Raw genomic sequence first — 18,495 nt, 5'->3', positions numbered from 1 at the left:
AAGCCTGGCCCGAGCAGACTCCTCCTCCAGAGCTGCTGGAGCGAATGGGGTTGTGGCGTCACCGGCGTTGGAGGGGTCCTCACCCGCCGCGATCCCGCTGACTCAGTGCCACGCTTCCCAGGATCAGTGCACCCGCGAGCAGCATGGGGAGCGTCAGCGGCTCGTCCAGCAGCAGCCAGGCCCAGGCCACGGCGAACAGTGGCACCACGTAGGTGACGGTGACCGCGCGTGCCGCGCCGATGCGCTGGATCAATCGGTAGTACAGCGCGTACGCGAGGCCGGAGCAGACCACCCCCAGCGCCCCGGCCGACAGCCAGGACACTGCCGGAATGGGATGCGCTGGCCACGTGGCTACCGCGAACGGCAGCATCATCAATGCCGCGCACGAGAGCGTGGCCGAAGCAACCGCGCCGGCTGGCAGTCCGGTGAGATGACGGCGCACCATGTTCGCACCGATGCCGTACAGGAACGCGGCCGTCGTGCCTGCCGCCACCGCCCAGCCGATGCTTGCGCCCGCGACCTTGTCGCTGGCCAGCACCACCACGCCGGCGAAGCCCGCGAGCAGCCCCACCGCTCGCCGGGTTCCGATGCGCTCGCCATAGAACAGGAACGCCACCAGGGCGGTGAACAGGACCGCCATGCTGTTGGTGATCGCGCCGATGCCGGCCGGTGCACGTTGCGCGGCCCAGGCGAACAGAGCGAACGGCACCGCTGAGTTGAGGGCGCCGATCAGCGCCAGCTTCGGCCACAGCTTCGGCGTGAAGGCCTTTCGGGCGTGCCACAGGAACGGCATCAGCACGAGCGCTCCCAGGGCCAGCCGGAGCTCCACCAGGGGCAGGGCGCCGAAGTCCTTGGCGGCGATGCGCATGAACATGAAGGACGCGCCCCAGATCGCACCTAACAGCCCCAGCTCGAGCGGCGTGAGCCACGTACCTGGGAGCACGGGGGAGGTCGTACGGGCGAGCGCGGGAGAGTTCATGGCGGTTACCTGTCCTTGGGAGAGCTCCGTGACATCAACGTGGCTGGTGTCTGCCCTCTTATTGGCGCCAGCCAGGGCAGCTCACAAGCGCATCTTTTTGCAGCCAGACTCAAATATGATTTGAGGCTCGTCATGACCCTTCGTACGGACTGGCTCTCGGCCCTGGCGGCGTTCGAATCCGCTGCCCGCCACCAGAATTTCGCCCACGCGGCGGAAGAGCTGCACCTGACCGCCAGCGCGGTCAGCCACCACGTTCGCAAGTTGGAAGCGCAGCTCGGCGTCGCTTTATTCCAGCGGCACGCACGGGGTGTCTCGCTAACGGCGGAAGGCCGCCAGCTCGCCGATGCCGCCAGCAGCGCGATCGCCAACATGGACGACGTCATGCGCGGGCTGCGCGACGCGAGGGAAGCGCGAGACCGCGTGCGCATCACCACTCTGCACTCGCTGACCTACACCTGGCTGGTGCCGCGCCTGCCGAGGTTCACCGCCGCGCATCCGCACATCCGCCTCAACTTCGACACCGAAGTGGCGCTGACCCGCTTCGAGGAGGGGGGCCCCGATCTCGGCATCCGCTACGGCCAGGGGCATTGGCCGGGATTGACTGCGCACCACCTGATGGACGACGCCCTGTTCCCGGCGGCATCGCCGACGCTGGCGGGCATCCAGGGTGTCCGTGAAGCGGCGGATGTCGCGAAGCTGCCGCTGATCTCGGACCTTTCGCGCCAGGGCTGGCAGGACTGGTTCCGCGCCGCGGACGTACGCGGCGCACAGCTCGACGAGCGTTACACCTTCAGTGACACCACGGATGCGCTAAAGGGTGCGGTGCAGGGCCTGGGCGCTGTGCTCGCGCGCGAGCAGATCGCTGTGCCCTACCTTGCCGACGGCCGCCTCGTGCGGCTGCCCGGGCCCCGCGTGCCCACTCGTTTTGGCTACTACGTGGTGTATCCGGCACATCGACGCCTGCGGCCGGCTGCGCGGGCCTTCGTTGATTGGGTGCTGAAGCAGCCAGACCAGCCCGCTTGAGCACTGGCGGTAGCTGACGCCACGTCGTCCAAACTGGAGGCCGGGGCTGCGCCGCCAGGTGTACAGCCGCCGGTCCACGTCGACGATGAGGGCTTCAGCGATATTCGACAGCGCTCGGTTGCACGAGTCCCTCTCGTGTCAGGCGTTCGAAGCGAGCATCCAGGATGACCTTGGAAGGGTTGTCGGCTCGTACGAGCACGGGCACGCGCTGACCACGGTCCGCGATCGCGAGCACCGTGCCAATGTCCACGTCGAGGAAACAGCGGGTGTTTGCGCGGTAGGGGGCTCCGCCAGCCGGGAAGACCGTCAACTGGATGAGCACGAGTCGTTGCCCGCCAAAGCGCATGGTGGTGCGTTCCACCACGTCGACCTTGCCCCAACCCTCGATTGGATTCGCATGCACGTGCGCATAGAGGGTTGTCACCGACAAGAGGCGGGAGAACAGCCAGATGAGCACGACGAAGAGAGCCAGTAGGGGCAGGCCCAACATGAGGACTACGGGCCACAACGAGAGATCCATCGAAACTCACTCCTCTGGCAGAGGCGTTTACCTCAAAGGGGCCGCGGCGGTCTCTCTGCCAGGCAACCGGACGGGCGAGGGCTTGTCCCGTGGGCCATCTCTCCCCAAATGTCAGGCACTTCCCCACCCTCAGGGGTCGGAGGAACGAGATGCAAATGGACTCGGCGCCTGGCGTGCTCTTCCCGGAGGAACCCGCGCGGCGCGATTCACGCCACGAGGCGAAAGTCGAGCGGATCGCGCGGCAGTTGCGGCAGAGGAAGAGCACGCGGCCTGCGTCCTTCAAGAAGAAGACACCGCCCCACCAGGTGCCCAAGCGCTACGATCAGCGGCGCGGTGACGAGAAGATCGACCTGAGTGACCTCGACCAGATCCTCGAGATCGATCCCGTGGCGATGACGTGCACGGCCGAGCCCGCGGTCACCTTCGAGGAGGTGGTCCGCGCGACGTGGCGCTACGGGCTCGTGCCCATCATCGTCCCCGAGCACAAGACCATCACGATCGGGGGCGCCGTCGCGGGGTGCTCCATCGAGTCCATGTCCTTCCAGTACGGGGGCTTCCACGACACGTGTCTGGAATACGAGCTCATCACCGCGAAGGGAGACGTGCTGCGCTGCTCCCCTGAAGAGAACCCGCTCGTGTTCCAGATGATCCACGGCTCGTTCGGGACGCTCGGCGTGCTCTCGAAGCTGAAGTTCAAGCTCATCCGCGCCGCGCCCTACGTGCACGTGACGTATGAGACGTACACCACGCTCGAGGCCTTTCAACAAGCCATCTGGCGCTACTTCATCCGCCAGGATGTGGACTACCTCGACGGGCAGATCTTCTCCCCGACGAAGCACGTGCTGTGCGTGGGCCGCTTCGCGGAGCGCGCCCCGTACGTGAGTCGCTATGACTGGCTCAAGGCGTATTGCGAGAGCATCCCGCGCCGCTCGGAGGACTACCTCACGCTCTACGACTACCTCTACCGCTACGACCGGGGTGTCACCCACGTCACGCCCAGGAGCCTCGTGGGCCGGGCGCTGTTCGGCAAGCTGGTGCACTCGGACAGCGTGCTGAGGGCCGCGGAGCGCTTCCACCGCTTCCTGCCGAAGAAGAACCCGCCGGTCATCGTGGACGTGTTCGTTCCCTTCTCGCGCACGGCCGAGTTCATGGACTGGTACCACCGCGAGATGCACTACTACCCGGTGTGGGTCGTGCCCTACCGGCGAACGCGGGACTACGAGTGGCAGACGCCCCGCTGGTGGGCCGGTGTGAAGGATCCGCTGTTCCTGGACCTCGCGGTTTATGGGCTCAAGCAACAGCCCGGCCGTAACCTCTACAAGGAATTCGAGGACGAGCTGCTGCAGGTCAACGGCACCAAGACGCTCATTTCGTACAACTACTACGACGAGCAGACCTTCTGGAGCATCTGGAACAAGGAGACGTACCAGGCCGTGAAACAGCTCACGGACCCGGACAACATCTTCCGCGACCTCTACACGAAGACGTGCCGGGCGGCGCTCGGGCTGCGGGAGCAGACGTCTGACTCCGGAGCCTCGGTGCACTGAGGCCTCTGCGCCTGGTACTCACCCGGCGCCCCCTGGAATTCATTCAAGGGGCCACATGACAGATAGCCCCACAAATTCGCGCCTCCGACGCAAGTTCTTGGGCCAAGGAAGCTGCAGGACAAGCAACCTTCACGCTCGAACCTGCGGTTGCCTTTTTCGCGAACTCGACGATCTGGGGGAGCGGGAGCTCCACCTCGCTTGCGATCAAGTCAATCACGACACGTTCTTCAACCCCTGGCCTCCATCCCGTAAGAGTCAGGGTCGCTCCAGTCCTGGAGCATGGCAATCCCATCAACTCGAGCGCAGTCGCAATCCTCGACGCCGCCCGAGCATCGGACATCTTGAGGCGCGCCACCGGAAGGTCCACGAGCGCGTCAACAATGGCCTTTGCCTCTGAAAGAGAAAGTCCTGCTTTCTCTTTGAGCAGATGTACCAGAGAGACCGTCCTGACGCCGTTCAACCAGCCTGTGAAGACGACGTTCATGAACCTGGTCCTTTGGAGCTACCTTCCCGTGGCTCGCGCGTCCATCAGCTGAAGGTCGTGGTCAAATGCAGCGGGCCGGCGGGGACGCCCACATCGCGACCCGCCGGGTTATCCGAGGGCGTCTGCCAGGCGTTGGCCTCCGTTACGGTGTGGCCCGTGGCGTCGTTCGTGATGGACATCTTGCCACTGTGGCCCGCGGGGCTGATCTGGCTGGTGTCATAACCGCTCCAGCCCGTGCCGGCGTTCGCGAACGTTGCTTCGCCCCAGGTTTGACCGAAGTTCGCGCCTGGCTTCGCCGAGCCGTCCTTCGACGCGCACCACGCCACACTGCTGTTGCTGTCGAACGCCACGAGCTGCGACTGACCGGGCTGCAGCGTGAACGTCTTCGGCGTGCTCTTGTCGAAGTGCTGCCCGTCGTTCGGATTGCCGTTCTCGCCCGTCTTGTTCCAGAGGGTGATGGTCTGCGGCTGGTTCGTGTTGTTGGTGAACGTGTTGGTGTACTTGAACTGGCTCTTCTGGCTCGGGTCGATGAGCTGCATGTTGCTGTTGTAGGGCGAGCCGACGTTGTTCTTGGCCAACCACGGCTCACTCGGATTCACCTGTTCGGTGGACCCAGCGGACGGCGCGCCAAACCCCGGGCCCGCGTCACTGGTGCGGGTGGATGGCGTCGAGCTGTCCGGGCTGGTGGGCTTGCTCGCGGCGGGAGCCGGAGTCTGGCTCGTGGGCGCGAAGTTGGACGCCTGTGCCCCCTGGGGCGCGAGGTCTTGTGGCCCCTCGAACGAGTCGCCGCCCACGCCTCCCTGCAGCAGCGTCTCCAGGTCACTTATCAGCTGCGTGAGCTCGCCAAGCACCTGCGACATCTGCTCCGCCTTGCTGGAGCCCGAGACAGCGCCCAGCTTGCTCGGGCCCTGCTCGAAGGAGTCGGACATGAGCTTCTGCCACAGGTCGTTCCGAGGCTGCAGCCCAGAGGTGCTCTCCACGCTCTCGGCCGGAGCGGAGACTGGCTTGCAGTTGGAGGTGCTCGTGAGGGGCGCGAAGAAGGGCGTGTGGTTGACGGACGAAATGGACATTTCCGACTCCGAGAGGCCGAGTAGTGGAGTGTGAGCGTGAGCAGCGCAGAGCAGGACACATGCCAACGCCCAACCCCCGCCGCACGCGAAGGCCCAAGCCCCTTTGTCTCGGGAAATCAGCTACTTGGGACGAGCGTTCTCGTCACCTGGCCCCACCTGGCGTCGCGCAGCGCGATGACTGCATTCACCACCTGGTGTCTGGAGTCATCACCCGCCTGGGCCCCGGCTTTCCTGGCACCTGCGAGAGCTGACGGGGCGTGGGACCCACGCCCCGCCATGGGCCTCAGCGCGTGGAGTAGGACGCGCCGATGATGGCGCAGTCCGTGGACTCGCTACCCCAGCGCAGCTGGGAGGCCACGTTGCCGTCCATGAAGGTCGAGCGGAAGTTCGTGTCCCAGCACTCGTTCATCGTGACGGGGCTGGCGAGATCGCCTCCGGTCGCACGCACGTCCGCGCGGCCCGCGCCCGTGGCCGTCCAGCGGCTCTTGATGCTCCAGCGCTCCAGGGCGATCCGGGTCGGATCGAACCAGTGGATGTTGGAGTCGACGGCGAACTCGAAGGAGCCCTCGCCCCCGGGCACCTGGCTGTAGCGGTAGGCGGCCGTGTCGGGCACGGAGGCGTCGTTGACGAACTCCGCGAGGTCCACGTCCACGGTGACCGCGGCCGTGGGGTTCGGCCGGTTGTAGTGGAAGCTCACCCGGCCCTTCTTGCTGTCCTGGTGCGGCAGCCGCGCGGCCTTGTCGTAGTCGATGTCGAAGCGGCCCTCACCGTAGCCCTTGATGGCCTTGCCGTTCTCGTCCACCGCCACCGTGTGCGAGCCGGTGATGACGGCGGCGTACTCGCTGTCCGCGGCGCCCCGGGCCTTGGCCTCCAGGGTGTAGCGGAAGGCATTGGGCGCGGTGCGCACGGCCGTCAGCTTCCAGGTGGTGCCCTCCCACTCGTTGGTGTGTGGACCCCACACCGCCGTGGTGCCGTCATCCGAGGTCGGCTCGAAGCCCGCCACGAAGTTGAGCGAGCCGAGCGTCCACAGGGTGACGCCGTTGACGGAGAGCACCGTCCCCCCGGTCACGAGCCAGGTGCGAGAGACATCGCCCCGCAGCGTCTGCTCCACGTGGGCCAGGCCCTGGTGGATGCGCTGCGTGCTCTCGGTGGGGACCTCCAGCTTCGCCATCTCCTGGGAGGGCAGGCCGTCCTTGAAGGACACCGTTTCAATCTCGGGGCCGCCGCAAGCGGCGAGGGAGAGCGAAGCCAGGACGCCGAACATCTTCTTCATGGTTTTTCCTCGGGTGGGAAGTTGTGCCGTCCCCATGAGCAAGGGGCAGACCAATGCCAAACCCGCGAAACCACGAGGTGCCCCCGCCGCGCCTAGAGGCCGCACCCTACAGGGGGCACCCGCGCTGTAGGGCGCACCCTACATTCCACCTACTGGCACCAGGTGGCGACGCAGACCTTGTTGTGGCAGGAGCCCAAGGGGCCGCAGTCCACGTCGAGCAAGCAGGCCTCTCCGGGGGCGACGTACTGCTGGCAGACCAGTTGGCCGAAGGCTCCGAAGGCGCACCGGCTCCCGAGGCACAGGGCCAGCTCGGCCGTGCCGTCCGGGTTGAAGCACGTCTGGCCGAGCTCCCTCCATGGGCGGCAGCGCGCGGAGGCGGCCTCGCAGTAGAGCAGGCCACCGCACTCGAAGGCCCCGGGCGTGCAGGGCTCGTCCAGGCCCCGGGCCGGGCGGCACTCGCGCGGGGCGGTCGCGCCCGACTCCAGCTTCACGCAGGCCTGGCCGGGCGCGCACTCGTCGGCGCTCGCGCAGGCGCCGGCCTCCTTGCGCACGACACACACATTGTTCACGCACGCGGCGTTGGCCTCCGGCGCGCAGCGCACCCCCCAGGCACAGGACTCCCCCAGGTTCGCGTACGCGCGGCACACGTTGAGCGAGCAGGTGGAGCCGGGCTGGCACGGGACGCTGCCATCACATCCGCTCCCCGCGGGCACGTAGCGCTTGCACACGCCGGGACAGCTAGCGCTCGTGTCACACCAGCCGTCCTGGCAGTCCATGTTGCCGCCGCAGGAGCCGCCTTCGGCCACCTGGGGCGCCAGGGCATCGCAGCGGGCCAACAGGTTGCCCTGGCTGAACTCCTCGAGCGTCAGCGCGCCACAGGGCAGGTCGCGCAGGCGGCGCACGCACGCGCCGAACTGTTCTGGGAGGAAGCTCTGCCGGCTCGTCTGGACGCTCGCCACCACCGAGGCACACACCGATTCGGTGTCCACCAGCCGCTGGTAGCTGTCCGGCGGCCCGCCGTAGCACTGGTTCGCGCGCCGGGCGAGCGTCTCCATCGCCGTGCGGCAGGACTCCAGCAGGTGCTCCCCGGAGCGGGCGCCCGCCACGCAGTGCCCCTCGGGGGTGCAGCGCTGGGCACTCGGGCACTGCAGGTCGTCCTCGCAGGGCGCGCCGGTCACCTGCACGCTGCAGCCCGCCAGGGCCACCATCATCACCACCGTCAGCCAGGCGCGCACGTCAGAAGCTCCCCTCGAAGAAGAACAGGGCCGTGCCCGCCAGCAGGGCCACGCCCGCGGTACCGGTGAGGATGTTGGAGGCCCGCGCCCGGCCCTGGGCCGAGTCGTGCAGCCGCTGCGCCTCGGCGCGCTCGTGCGGCCGGGCCAGCAGCTCCCGCGAGTCGGAGCGCGCCAGCAGCCCGAGCGTCACCGCCCCCGCCGTCGCCACCCCCGCCGCGCCCGCGGCCACCCACGTCCAAACGCGCTTCCTGGGTTGTCCCGGGTGGCCCTCGACCGCCACTCCGCTCCTCGACAGGGGCGTGAGCATCAACTGGAGCTCGAGGGGCTCACCCGGCCGTAGCTCCACGTCGCGCCGCAGCGGCTGGTAGCCCTCGCGTGTCACCTCGAGCCGGTGCGGGCCCACCTCCAGCTTGTCGCTCCAGGGCGTCACCCCACGCGCCTCGCCATCCACCTGGACTCGCGCCCCCGCGGGCTCGCTGGAGACGGTCACCTGGGGACGGCGCTCCTCTTCGTAGCGCCTCTCCAGCCGGGCGATGAGCGACTCGACGAGTGGCCGATCCTCCGCGTCGGGCACCATGCGCAGGTAGTCGCGGTAGTAGCCAATGGCCCGCTGGAGATCGCCGAGCTTCTCGTAGCACTGGCCCAGGTTGTAGAGGACCACGCCGTTGGCGAGCGTCTGGTAGGCGGCCTCGAAGGCGGCGGCGGCCTCGGCGTAGCGGCCCTCCTGGTAGAGGGCGGTTCCGCGCTCGAAGTGTCTGCGAGCGGCGGCGCGGGCGGGTCCGGGCTCGGTGGCGCTCGCCCCCGTACCTCCCAGGGCGAGCAGCAGCGCGACGAGGAGCGCCGGGAAGGACATGCGGCGGTGGCGAGGGGTCATCGTCGGTTCAGAAGGGGTTGGGCTTGAGGTCCTGGACCTTGCCCTGGGCCTTGCCCGTCCGGGGCTTGTCGGGCCGCACGCGCGGCGGTGGGGGTTGCTTCAGCGTGACTTCCAGCCGCTCGCCCTCGGGCAGGCGAGCGAACACCTCGGGGGCATGGCCCTCCAGGGTGAGGCTCAGCGGGCCGGCGTCTCCGTCCGGGCGCTCCAGCTCCAGGGGCGTGACTCCGAGCACCCGCCCGCTCAGTGTCACCGTGGCGCCCTCTGGTTGCGAGGTGATGGCCAGGCGTGGACGGGCCGGGGCCGGTGGGGGAGCGGACTCCTTCGGGGGCTCCGTGGACACGGGCGAGGAGACAGCGGGGGACTCCACGGCCGGGCCGCGCGAGGTGACCGCCCACAGCCCCACGCCGCCGAGGAGCAGCAGCGCGCCCACGCCTCCCACGAGGAGCCCGCCGCGCCTGCGACGGTGGACCGACTCCAGGCTCCGGGTGGACACCAGGGTGGGTTCGAGGGGCTCGGCCACGGCAGGCGGAGCGGGCGGTGCGACGGGCAGGAGCGCGGGCACGCGGACGGTGGCCATGGCCGGCGTGAGCTGGAGGGGCGAGCGGCCTGGGACGAGGGACTCCAGCCCGGCGCGGAACGTCTCCAGGGTGGGGCGAGCGGCCGGGTCCTTGGCGAGCGCGCTCAGCACCAGCGCGTCCAGCTCCGGTGGCAGGCTGAGGTCCGGGCGGCGCCGGCTGGGGGGCTCGGCGGTGGCCTCCAGGTGCTGCAACATCGTGGCGAAGGTGTTGTCCCCGCGGAAGGGGAGCGAGCCGGTGCAGACCTCGTAGGTGAGCACACCCACCGAGTACACATCCGCCCGGGCATCCACCGTCGCACCCGCCGCCTGCTCCGGGGCCATGTAGTTGGCGGTGCCGAGGATGGCGCCCGCCTCGGTGAGCCCGTTGCCCGGCTGCCCCTGCATCACCTTGGAGATGCCGAAGTCCACCACCTTGACGAAGTCCGCTTGCCCCTGGCGCTGCAGGAGCATCACGTTCTGCGGCTTCACGTCCCGGTGGACGATGCCGCGCGCGTGCGCCGCCTCGAGTGCCCGGCACACCTGCGTCAGGATCGGCACGGCGCGCCACAGCGGGAGGAAGTGCTCGCGCAGCAGCAGCGCCCCGAGGCTCTCTCCCTCCAGCAATTCCATGACGTAGAAGAGCTCACCGGCGGGGGTGCGGCCCAGGTCCGTCACGTTGACGATGTGCTCGTGGCCGATCTGGCTGGCGGCGATGGCCTCCTGCTCGAAGCGGCGGGTGAAGGTGGGGTCTCTCGACAGCTCACCGCGCAGCAGCTTCACCGCCACGCTCTTGCGCAGGCCCAGGTGCTCGGCGAGGTACACCACGCCCATGCCTCCCGCGCCGAGCTGCGACAGCAACCGGTAGCGGCCCTCCAGCACGGCGGGTAGCAGCGCCGCGCCGTCACGGGGACAGTACGAGACGTCCTCCGCGTACTCGCTCTGGCACGTCGGGCAGCGCGGCTTGGGAGCTGGGTTCATGGCACGGGGGGAGGGGAGGTCATGGACGTCAGCGCACCGCGTGCTTGCGTAGCAGCTTGATGACGTGGGCCCGATCCACCTCGGCCTCACGCGCCATCTGGCTCACGTTGCCGCCCGAGGCCGCCAGGCGCTGGCGCAGGTACGTCTCCTCGAAGTGGGCGAGCCAGGCCTCCTTGGCCTCCTTGTAGGGCAGCTCCACGCGCACGGTGGGGGCCCCGGACGGCGCCGCCGGGGCGCTGGCCGCCTGGAGGAACGAGGCATCCAGCGCGCCGGAGAGGGCCACGCTGCGCTCGACGAAGTTGCGCAGCTCGCGCACGTTGCCGCGCCAGGGCAGGGTGGAGAGCTGGTGCAGCGTCTCGGGGCTGGGCGCGGTGAAGGGCCGGGGCGGCAGGCCGAGCGAGCGGAACGTCTCCGTCCACAGGTGCTCCAGCAGGTGCGGCAGATCCTCCAGGTGCGCGCGCAGCGGTGGCACGCGCACCATGCCCACGGCGAGCCGGAAGTACAGGTCCTCGCGGAACTGCCCGCGGTTGACGGCCTCGCGCAGGTCGCGGTGCGTGGCGGCCACGAAGCGCACATCCACGCTCCGATACCCATCCGCGCCCACGCGCTTGACCTGCCGGCGCTCCAGAGCGCGCAGCAGCTTGGGCTGCACGGCCAGGGGCAGCTCGCCCAGCTCGTCCAGGAAGAGGGTGCCCCCGCTGGCGGCCTCGAAGGCGCCTCGGCGCTCGTGGGTGGCGCCGGTGAAGGCGCCCTTCTCGTGGCCGAACAGCTCGCTCTCCACCAGCTCGGCGGGGATGGAGCCGCAGTCCACCACCACGAAGGGGCCCGAGGCTCGCGGGCTGGCCTGGTGGAGCGCCTCGGCCACCAGCTCCTTGCCGGTGCCGCTGTCGCCCTCGACGAGCACCGTGGCGTCCGTGGCGGCCAGACGCGCCAGCTGGGCGAACAGGGCCCGCATCACGGCGCTCTCGCCCACCAGCCTGCCGAAGCGGGGCTCGGGGTGCAGGGGCAACACGTCCCGCGTGGCCACCAGGGAGAAGCGCACCGTGGTGCCGCCGAACGTCAGCGTGGAGCCGTCCGCGACATAGGCGTCCTGTACGCGCACGTGGTCCACCCGCGTGCCGTTGGTGCTGCCCAGGTCCTTCACCCGGTAGCCGCCGCGCTCGCGCACCAGCTCGGCGTGGAAGCGCGACACGGTGGGGTCGGTGAGCACCAGATCATTGCCCGGGGCCGAGCCGAGGGTGAGCTTCTCGGCGGAGCTGCTCACCGTGGTGCCCGCGTCCGGACCGGCCGACACCTCGAGGTTCACCCTCTGGACGGAGAGCCCGCTGGCCGGATTCTGCGCGGGGATGAGCTCGGTACGCCCTGACATGCCAGCCGTGCATAGCACCTTCCGTCCGGGAGGGCACGCGGCGAGGACTCAGGGGCACGCTGGCGTTACGCCTCCTCGTCCCCCTGGCCTTCGAGTAGGGCGGCGGAGAACGGGCTCGCGACCCTCTTCCCAGGCTCGGAGGCCCCCGGGGTACGTCCGGCGGCGAGCGTCTCCGCCACCAGCCCGGCCACGTGCCAGGGCTGCTCCGCCCCGGAGCCGGTGTCCACGTCCAACAGGGCGCGCGCCATGTCTCCCGCGGAGGCGAAGCGCTCGGAGGGGTGGGGGCGCAGGGCGCGCTGGAGGACGCCCGCCAGGGCCGGCCCCGCCTGTTGCAGCAGGTGCTCGGCGGGCTCCAGGCGCGCGTCTCGCACAGCGAGCAGCAGCTGCGCGTCCGTGGCCGCGGCGAAGGGGTTGCGGCCCACCACCGCCTCGTAGAGGAGCACTCCGAGCGAAAAGAGATCGGCCCTCGCGTCCAGGGGGCCGCCGCGCACCTGCTCGGGGGACATGTAGCGCAGCGTGCCGCGCGTGCTGCCGGGCGCGGTGCGCGAGGGCGTGCGCAGCCCCTTGGCGATGCCGAAGTCCCCGAGCTTCACGTCGCCGGTGTGCCCCAGCAGCACGTTGGCGGGGCTCACGTCGCGGTGGACGAGCCCCAACCACTCGCCCCGGGTGTCGCGCAGGCCGTGCACGTGCTCGAGCGCGCGCAGCAGGCACAGGCCCAGGTGCCGCACGAGCGCGGGCGCCAGCGGTCCTCGCGAGGCGAGCGCCCGGGCCAGGTCCACTCCCTCCACGTACTCCAGCACCAGGTAGGGCGCGCCCGCCTCCAGCCCAAAGTCCAGCACCGAGACGACGTGCGCGTGGCCGAAGGTGGCCATCAGCCGCGCCTCCTGGGCGAACATCTGCCGGTAGGCCTCCTGTCCGGCCAGCTCCGGCAGCAAGCGCTTGATGACCACCGGCTTCTCGAAGCCCTCGGGCCCGGGAAGGACGCCGAGGAACACCTCCGCCATCCCTCCGCGCGCCAGGCGGGACACCAGCCGGTAGCGGCCCATCGAGCCTGCCTCTCCTCCCTGCGTCATGGCGCCACTATAGCGGGCTGCCGAGAGGAGCGATCCGTCGGGCCGCTCCACCGAGCGCTCAGTCCTCGACGTCCTGGCAGACCGAGCCCGCGCCACAGACGAGGATCGCGGTGTTGAGGAAGTCCGTCGCACTCGAGCACGAGGTGGTGCCGATGCGCTCCAGGCACGTCTCGAAACCTTTCTCGTTGATGGCAGGGCAGTTGTCCGCCGTCCACGCGACCTGGAAGAAATCGCGGATCTTCACTTCACACTCGCTCCGGTCCTGGAACGTCTTGCCCTCGCCGGAGCCGATTTCCTCACACGCGTCGTAGTAGTCGCAGGCGGAGTCGGTGGCCTGGTCGTGCGCATCGGCGCGGGAGGTCGGGCCACACGCGGGGAGAAGGAGAAGCAGGGACAGCAGGGAGAGGGAGGAAGAGATACGCATAGGGGTGATTCGCGAAGCGGGTTGAGTGTTGAACACGACGACGTGCGCCCCCATGAGCAAGGGGCGGACCAACGCCAAACCCGCGAAACGATGAGGCGGCGGTGTGGGGGTTGTAGGCTCGAGACTACAGAGGGCGCCGGATCTGTAGGCTGCGGCCAACACCGGAGGTGAGGCACTGCGGCCCTGGAATTGCCCACGCAGCGTGGGAGGCTAGCCCCGGCACGGGGGCCAGCTCAGAGCGTGTGGTGTGTGGAGCCCGGAGCAGTGATTGTCAAAACGCCCAGCCCCCTGCCTCGCTGCTCAGTAGACAGGAGGCCTCTCTGGCTGCCCTGCGCGCAGAACCGATACCGTTGCCACACCAGCTCACGCAGTCCGGCACGGGCTGATGCGCCACAGCGCTCGCTCCTGCATGTCTTGGGCTGACAGGGCGCTACGGTGGCTGTCGCACTTCGGTGAGCGCCCCTTCATTCCCTTCGCTCGTCGTCAAGTCTGCGATGACAAGGCTCGGCGAGCATTTACGCTGCACTGAATGCTGCTGAATTCGCGCTTGAAGCGCAGCAGCTCTATGATTGACGCAATTGTCTAGGGCCTCCTATCCTTCGCCTCATGTGGGGGTTTAAGAATCGCACAGCCTACGCTGCGGAGCGAAACTGGACGCGCGACAAGGACGGGGTCCACTGGTGGCTCGTCGCGGTCAAGGCGACGTTCGACATCACACCGGGGGGGCGGCTCATGCTGGCGGACGAGCAACCGCCTCCTGTGCTCATGCCAGAGTATTTCGGCGAACCAGGCCGGTCGAGCTTGCGTTACGACTCGGATCTCCTCGCGATGAAGCCAGGAACAGACGTGCTGGTCATCGCGCACGCGCACGCGCCCCATGGCAGACTTGCTCCGACCGTGCCGGTTTCGCTCCGAGTCGAACGGCTCCACAAGGAGCTGCTCGTCCACGGAGAACGCCTCTACGAGTCGGGGTGGCGCAGCGTGACGGTGACTCGGCCGCGGCCATTCACCTCGCGCCCGATTCGCTACGAATTCGCGTTTGGTGGCTGCGATCTGTCCGACCCGGATTCAAAGCAACATCGCATCGACGAGCGGAACCCCATCGGGCGCGGCTTCGCGCGACGGCCTGCTCACGTCATTGGAAAACTGGCCCACGCTGTCGAGTATCCACGAGGTGAGCCAGCGGAGATGGGGCCGGCGGGGTTCGGCCCGATCGATTCCTCGTGGATGCCGAGGCGCAAGCTCGCGGGAACGTATGACGCACGGTGGGAGCAGACGAAGAAGCCGCTGCTCCCCGATGACTTCGATCCCGCCTTCGCCCTGAGTGCCCCCTCGGACCAGAGGACCGACAAGCCCCTCGTCGGCGGAGAGCGTGTCGAGCTCCTGAACATGACTCCCGAGGGGGCCCTGCGCTTCGAGCTCCCGCGCATTTCGCTCGGCTTCACCACGCGCATTGGCAAACGGCGCGAGCAGCACGGCTCGCGTCTGACGACGGTGCTCGTGGAGCCTGAAGAGAAGCGGCTCTCCCTGGTGTGGCAGAGCGTGCTGCGCGTTCGAGCCCCCGAGGCGGACTATCTCGACGAGACGGAAATCATCGAACAAGGGAGCGCGACGTGACCGCCCAGGTCGAGGTGGTGGCTGTCGCCGCGAGAACACCTGTTGGGCTCACCGCGGAGAGCAGCGCGGCGTCCGTGCGCGCTGGCATCTGCCGGTATGCCGAGTATCCCTTCATCGACCCACGGGGCGAGCCGGTCGTGGTCGCCGCCGACCGGTTGCTCGAGCCCCGGCTCGAAGGCCGAGACCGTCTGGTCGCCATGGCCGGGAGTGTCCTTGAGGAGATCGAGGCCAAGATCGATCAGAAGATTCTCTTCGGGGGCAGACTTAGCGTGCTGCTCGCACTTCCAGAAACCCGCCCGGGGTTTTCCGAGGAAGACGCGGCCTGGGTTGCGAGTTCCCTGGGTACGCGCTTGAGCGCGAAGACGTCTAGCGCACGTGTCGAGATCGCCGGACGCGGGCACGCCGGGGCGATTCGTGCGGTCGAGCAGGCGGTACGGGAGTGCTCCGAGGGCAGAGACAATCTGTTCTTGGTCGTTGGCGTCGACAGCTATCACCATGCGGACACGTTCGTCTGGTTGGAGCACAGCCGCCGGTTCGCGCAGCCGGGGATTCGCGGCGGGTTCACCCCGGGAGAGGGCGCTGGATGCCTCGCACTGATGAGCGCGGGGCTGCGCCGTCGCCTGCGCCTCCCCCAACTGGCCATTGTGCGAGGGGTGCGTACGGCACAGGAGCGGCTCCTTCGGGACAGCGACACGGGGTCGTTCGGCGTCGGAATGACGCAGGCAGTTCAGGGCGCAGTCGCCGGGCTCGACCTTCCGCGCGAGGGGGTCGATGATCTGTACACGGATATCAATGGCGAGCGTTACCGCAGCGAGGAGTGGGGCTTCGTCGCGTTGCGTACGCCATCGGTTTGGAAGTCGCCCGGGTACAAGGCCCCGAGTGACTGCTGGGGAGACATGGGCGCCGCGTTTGGGGCCCTCGGGGGCGTGCTGGCGGTCCGGGCGTTCGCGCGGGGCTACGCGCGAGGCCCACGGGCTCTGGTGATGGCAGGTTCCGATGGTGGGCTGAGAGGGGCGATGCTCCTGCAAGCTCCGCAGCAGGTGTCATGAGGCGGGCTCCGAGGCGCAATGCTGCTACAGGACCCATGGATGTCGAAGGAGTAAGTACGAATGACCAAAGTCTCAGTGAATGCGCCCAAGACTCCGGTGACCGAAGGAAGCAGCGGCATCGCCGCAGCGACGCTCCCCAACGTGTGCAAGATGCCAGGACCGCCAGCGCCATTCGTTCCGACGCCGCTGCCCAACATCGGCAAGAGCGGAACGGACCCGAAGGGCTACTCAAAGAGTGTTACCATTGAAGGGAAGAAAGTCGCTATCAAGGGCGCCACCTTCGGTTCTATGGGCGACGTAGCCAGCAAAGGTACCGGCGGCGGGCTGATCTCCTCGAATGTAGAAGGGCCTACGAGTTTCGTGGGGCCTGGGTCTATGGACGTGAAGATCGAGGGGAAGAATGTCCAGTTGCTCGGCGACCCGATGTTAAACAACTGCGGGCCGAGCGGCAGCCCGGCCAACGCGGCGACGATGATGGGCCTGATCCAACAACCAAGCGGGTTGGTCACGTACGTCACCGGAGAAGAAGAATGCCCTCTGTGTAAGAAAACACATGGTTCTGATGCCGCGCTGGAAGAGACCCAAGCAACGAAGGACAGCGCCAAACGCCTGGTCGATGCTCTCTCCGAGAAAAAGTATGACAATGCTACAATGGTCGGCGTAGTCCAGTGCAAGTGCCCGGAGCGCTATTATGCAGACCACTCGGGGGCCTACGCAGGTAAGACGGAAAATAGATTCCACGCCTGTGTCAAGGATCTTGGATGGCACGGCCCTCTGAGTGAAGATGGTAGAAATGCTGGGAGCGCCCCAGAAAACGAGAATGAGCCCAAGGATCACCCGGTGAAAGCGTTCCTCAAGGATCGCTTCAAGGAGCACAAAAATTACGAGGATTACAAGGTCGCCGTGGACGAAAAATGGGAGGACGCCGCTAAACTCAACAGAAACTACAATGCTAACAAGAGCCTGCCTGCCGCGTACGTGCCGGGCAGTTGTGCTGCACCCAGGGCGCTTGTGCGCATCATGCAGGATAACGGTTATCCTGCCAGCATCAGTGAGAAATGGTTTCACAGACGGGGAAAGAACAATCCGACCGGCGGGAAGGGTGAGGACAAGGCGGACATAGGGAAGATCAAATACGACGAGCAGATCGGTGCGGTTCGTAAAAAAGGAGAGACAAGAAAGTTTGACCATGGCGAGACCGTCCCTCCGTGTGAGGCCTGCAACATCATCCTCCCTATGTTTCTCTGTCCTGAAGGACAGGTAACGAAATGTCAGCATGGTACCAAGGAGACGAAATGACAGAATCAGGAACAGAGGTTGAACTGGGAATAGACAACCTGCTCTTCAGCATCGTGCCAGGACTCGCCGAGCAGTGGCAGGGCAGTACGCCCGAAGAGATTGCGCAGATCGAGCGGATTGCAGGCCGTCCCTTGCCTTCATTCTATCGCTGGTTCCTGAGTCGCATGGGCCGAAGCATGGGTCCTCTGGCATATCCGACCCTAGACTTCTCGGCACAGACCGTACTTGCCTGTTATGCCGATGGGTTGGTCACGCCTCATCCTCGGTTCTTGCTCATCGCATATGAGTCCGATGAAATGATGTCCCAACATCTCTTCTATGACTTCAACGCATCGACGCGAGAGGATGCACTGGTAACAAAGCGCGATGCCGAGGGGGGAGAGCTTTTTGATATGTTTGGGACTCTGCGCGAGATGTTGGCGCGGGATGCTCTCTTCAGGTTCCGAGTTTGCAAAATGCCGCAGCAATGTGAAGGCGCGGTCAAAGGCAACAATCCAGACTTCCTTTCGCGCCTCGACTCGGTCATGAGTAGTCTTGGATTCACGAAGCCGATTTCCACCGGGCGCCGCTGTCGACTGTATGACCGGCCTGATGCGGCCATGATATGCGACGGATTGCCAAGATCAGGGCTTGATAATAGGTTGAATTTCACGCTTGGGAGCGGCAGCGCTGGCACGCTCCGGAAAATCCTGGGTGAAATAGCAACGGAGTCCTCGCTGGAGGTCAAGGTCTTCACCTGGACTCCAGTGCTCCGATGAAGCGCTCTCAGCACAGTTCGGCGAGGACCAAGGTGGGGATTCGAGCAGGAATTCTGTCTGAGATATTCCGCATGGTGCTGGGGTTGCTGAGGTCTCAGCGGTTGCCACCTTTGATGCTCTCGTAGCCCACCTCTCGCCAGTAGAGCGCATCGAAGCGACAGTCCATTTGATAGTACGCAATTGGTACTTGATCGGCCGGTCTCCAGTGAACGCAGGTGAATGCCCGCGTCCAGTACTTTCGGGACTTAGCCGCTCTCCTTCGAGGACCGAGGGGCCTTTCAAAGGTTAGGAAACCGCCGTCCCGACATCGCGGTAGCCCATGCATGGCAGCGCCCGGCCAACGCGGATGGAAGCCTCAAGCGTATCG

17 protein-coding genes are annotated in these 18,495 nt (G+C 67.1%); 6 read left to right on the top strand and 11 right to left on the bottom strand.

The features are described from left to right. Positions 1 to 79 precede the first annotated feature (79 nt). Positions 80 to 979 (bottom strand): DMT family transporter, encoded by a 900-nt coding sequence (locus tag F0U60_RS31270; protein WP_395805252.1) that lies wholly within the window; start codon positions 977 to 979, stop codon positions 80 to 82. Between the two features lie 132 nt (positions 980 to 1,111). Here F0U60_RS31270 and F0U60_RS31265 point away from each other — a divergent pair, with 132 nt between their 5' ends. Then, positions 1,112 to 2,002, top strand: a complete 891-nt coding sequence (locus F0U60_RS31265) for a LysR substrate-binding domain-containing protein (RefSeq protein ID WP_395805250.1) — start codon at positions 1,112 to 1,114, stop codon at positions 2,000 to 2,002. Between the two features lie 94 nt (positions 2,003 to 2,096). Here the strand turns inward: F0U60_RS31265 and F0U60_RS31260 are convergent, their stop codons facing one another. Next, complete coding sequence (locus F0U60_RS31260) at positions 2,097 to 2,522, bottom strand: hypothetical protein (protein WP_395805248.1); 426 nt, start codon at positions 2,520 to 2,522, stop codon at positions 2,097 to 2,099. A 149-nt stretch (positions 2,523 to 2,671) separates the two neighbouring features. On the opposite strand from F0U60_RS31260, the gene F0U60_RS31255 reads away from it, so the two are divergent. Continuing rightward, positions 2,672 to 4,069 (top strand): FAD-binding oxidoreductase, encoded by a 1,398-nt coding sequence (locus F0U60_RS31255; protein WP_395805246.1) that lies wholly within the window; start codon positions 2,672 to 2,674, stop codon positions 4,067 to 4,069. Positions 4,070 to 4,112: 43 nt separating this feature from the next. Here the strand turns inward: F0U60_RS31255 and F0U60_RS31250 are convergent, their stop codons facing one another. From F0U60_RS31250 to F0U60_RS31210, 9 genes are all read right to left on the bottom strand, one after another. Continuing rightward, positions 4,113 to 4,553, bottom strand: coding sequence for a hypothetical protein (locus tag F0U60_RS31250; protein WP_395805244.1), 441 nt, complete (start codon positions 4,551 to 4,553; stop codon positions 4,113 to 4,115). Between the two features lie 44 nt (positions 4,554 to 4,597). Then, entirely contained in the window at positions 4,598 to 5,623 is a 1,026-nt protein-coding gene (locus F0U60_RS31245) for a hypothetical protein (protein ID WP_395805242.1), read from the bottom strand. 283 nt (positions 5,624 to 5,906) lie between these two features. Beyond that, entirely contained in the window at positions 5,907 to 6,896 is a 990-nt protein-coding gene (locus tag F0U60_RS31240) for a hypothetical protein (protein WP_395805239.1), read from the bottom strand. A gap of 149 nt (positions 6,897 to 7,045) precedes the next feature. Further along, complete coding sequence (locus F0U60_RS31235) at positions 7,046 to 8,131, bottom strand: hypothetical protein (RefSeq protein ID WP_395805237.1); 1,086 nt, start codon at positions 8,129 to 8,131, stop codon at positions 7,046 to 7,048. A 1-nt stretch (position 8,132) separates the two neighbouring features. Next, positions 8,133 to 9,005: a PEGA domain-containing protein gene (locus F0U60_RS31230; RefSeq protein WP_395805235.1), complete on the bottom strand. Its 873-nt coding sequence runs from the start codon at positions 9,003 to 9,005 to the stop codon at positions 8,133 to 8,135. A 7-nt stretch (positions 9,006 to 9,012) separates the two neighbouring features. After that, complete coding sequence (locus F0U60_RS31225; protein WP_395805233.1) at positions 9,013 to 10,539, bottom strand: serine/threonine-protein kinase; 1,527 nt, start codon at positions 10,537 to 10,539, stop codon at positions 9,013 to 9,015. Positions 10,540 to 10,567: 28 nt separating this feature from the next. Then, on the bottom strand, positions 10,568 to 11,908 hold the full coding sequence (locus F0U60_RS31220; protein ID WP_395805231.1) for a sigma 54-interacting transcriptional regulator: 1,341 nt from the start codon (positions 11,906 to 11,908) through the stop codon (positions 10,568 to 10,570). 65 nt (positions 11,909 to 11,973) lie between these two features. Then, on the bottom strand, positions 11,974 to 12,981 hold the full coding sequence (locus F0U60_RS31215; RefSeq protein ID WP_395805228.1) for a serine/threonine-protein kinase: 1,008 nt from the start codon (positions 12,979 to 12,981) through the stop codon (positions 11,974 to 11,976). Between the two features lie 58 nt (positions 12,982 to 13,039). Continuing rightward, the gene (locus tag F0U60_RS31210; protein WP_395805226.1) at positions 13,040 to 13,405 is read right to left on the bottom strand and encodes a DUF6184 family natural product biosynthesis lipoprotein; all 366 of its coding nucleotides are present in this window, start codon (positions 13,403 to 13,405) and stop codon (positions 13,040 to 13,042) included. Positions 13,406 to 14,011: 606 nt separating this feature from the next. Between F0U60_RS31210 and F0U60_RS31205 the strand changes: the two genes are divergently transcribed. From F0U60_RS31205 to F0U60_RS31190, 4 genes are read left to right on the top strand one after another with little or no spacing between them, the layout of a single operon-like run. Continuing rightward, positions 14,012 to 15,022, top strand: coding sequence for a DUF2169 domain-containing protein (locus F0U60_RS31205; protein WP_395805224.1), 1,011 nt, complete (start codon positions 14,012 to 14,014; stop codon positions 15,020 to 15,022). Continuing rightward, on the top strand, positions 15,019 to 16,071 hold the full coding sequence (locus F0U60_RS31200; RefSeq protein ID WP_395805222.1) for a hypothetical protein: 1,053 nt from the start codon (positions 15,019 to 15,021) through the stop codon (positions 16,069 to 16,071). The genes F0U60_RS31205 and F0U60_RS31200 overlap by 4 nt, the downstream gene beginning before the upstream one ends. Before the next feature lie 60 nt (positions 16,072 to 16,131). Continuing rightward, positions 16,132 to 17,370: a DUF4150 domain-containing protein gene (locus F0U60_RS31195; RefSeq protein ID WP_395805220.1), complete on the top strand. Its 1,239-nt coding sequence runs from the start codon at positions 16,132 to 16,134 to the stop codon at positions 17,368 to 17,370. Next, complete coding sequence (locus F0U60_RS31190; protein ID WP_395805218.1) at positions 17,367 to 18,128, top strand: SMI1/KNR4 family protein; 762 nt, start codon at positions 17,367 to 17,369, stop codon at positions 18,126 to 18,128. The genes F0U60_RS31195 and F0U60_RS31190 overlap by 4 nt, the downstream gene beginning before the upstream one ends. Positions 18,129 to 18,495: the final 367 nt, after the last annotated feature.

It is taken from the genome of Archangium minus, assembly GCF_044360475.1.
In the GTDB taxonomy this organism is placed as follows: Bacteria; Myxococcota; Myxococcia; order Myxococcales; family Myxococcaceae; genus Archangium; species Archangium minus.
The sequence above is the reverse complement of the archived record's forward strand: the minus strand, read 5'-3'. Positions and strand labels throughout refer to the sequence as shown.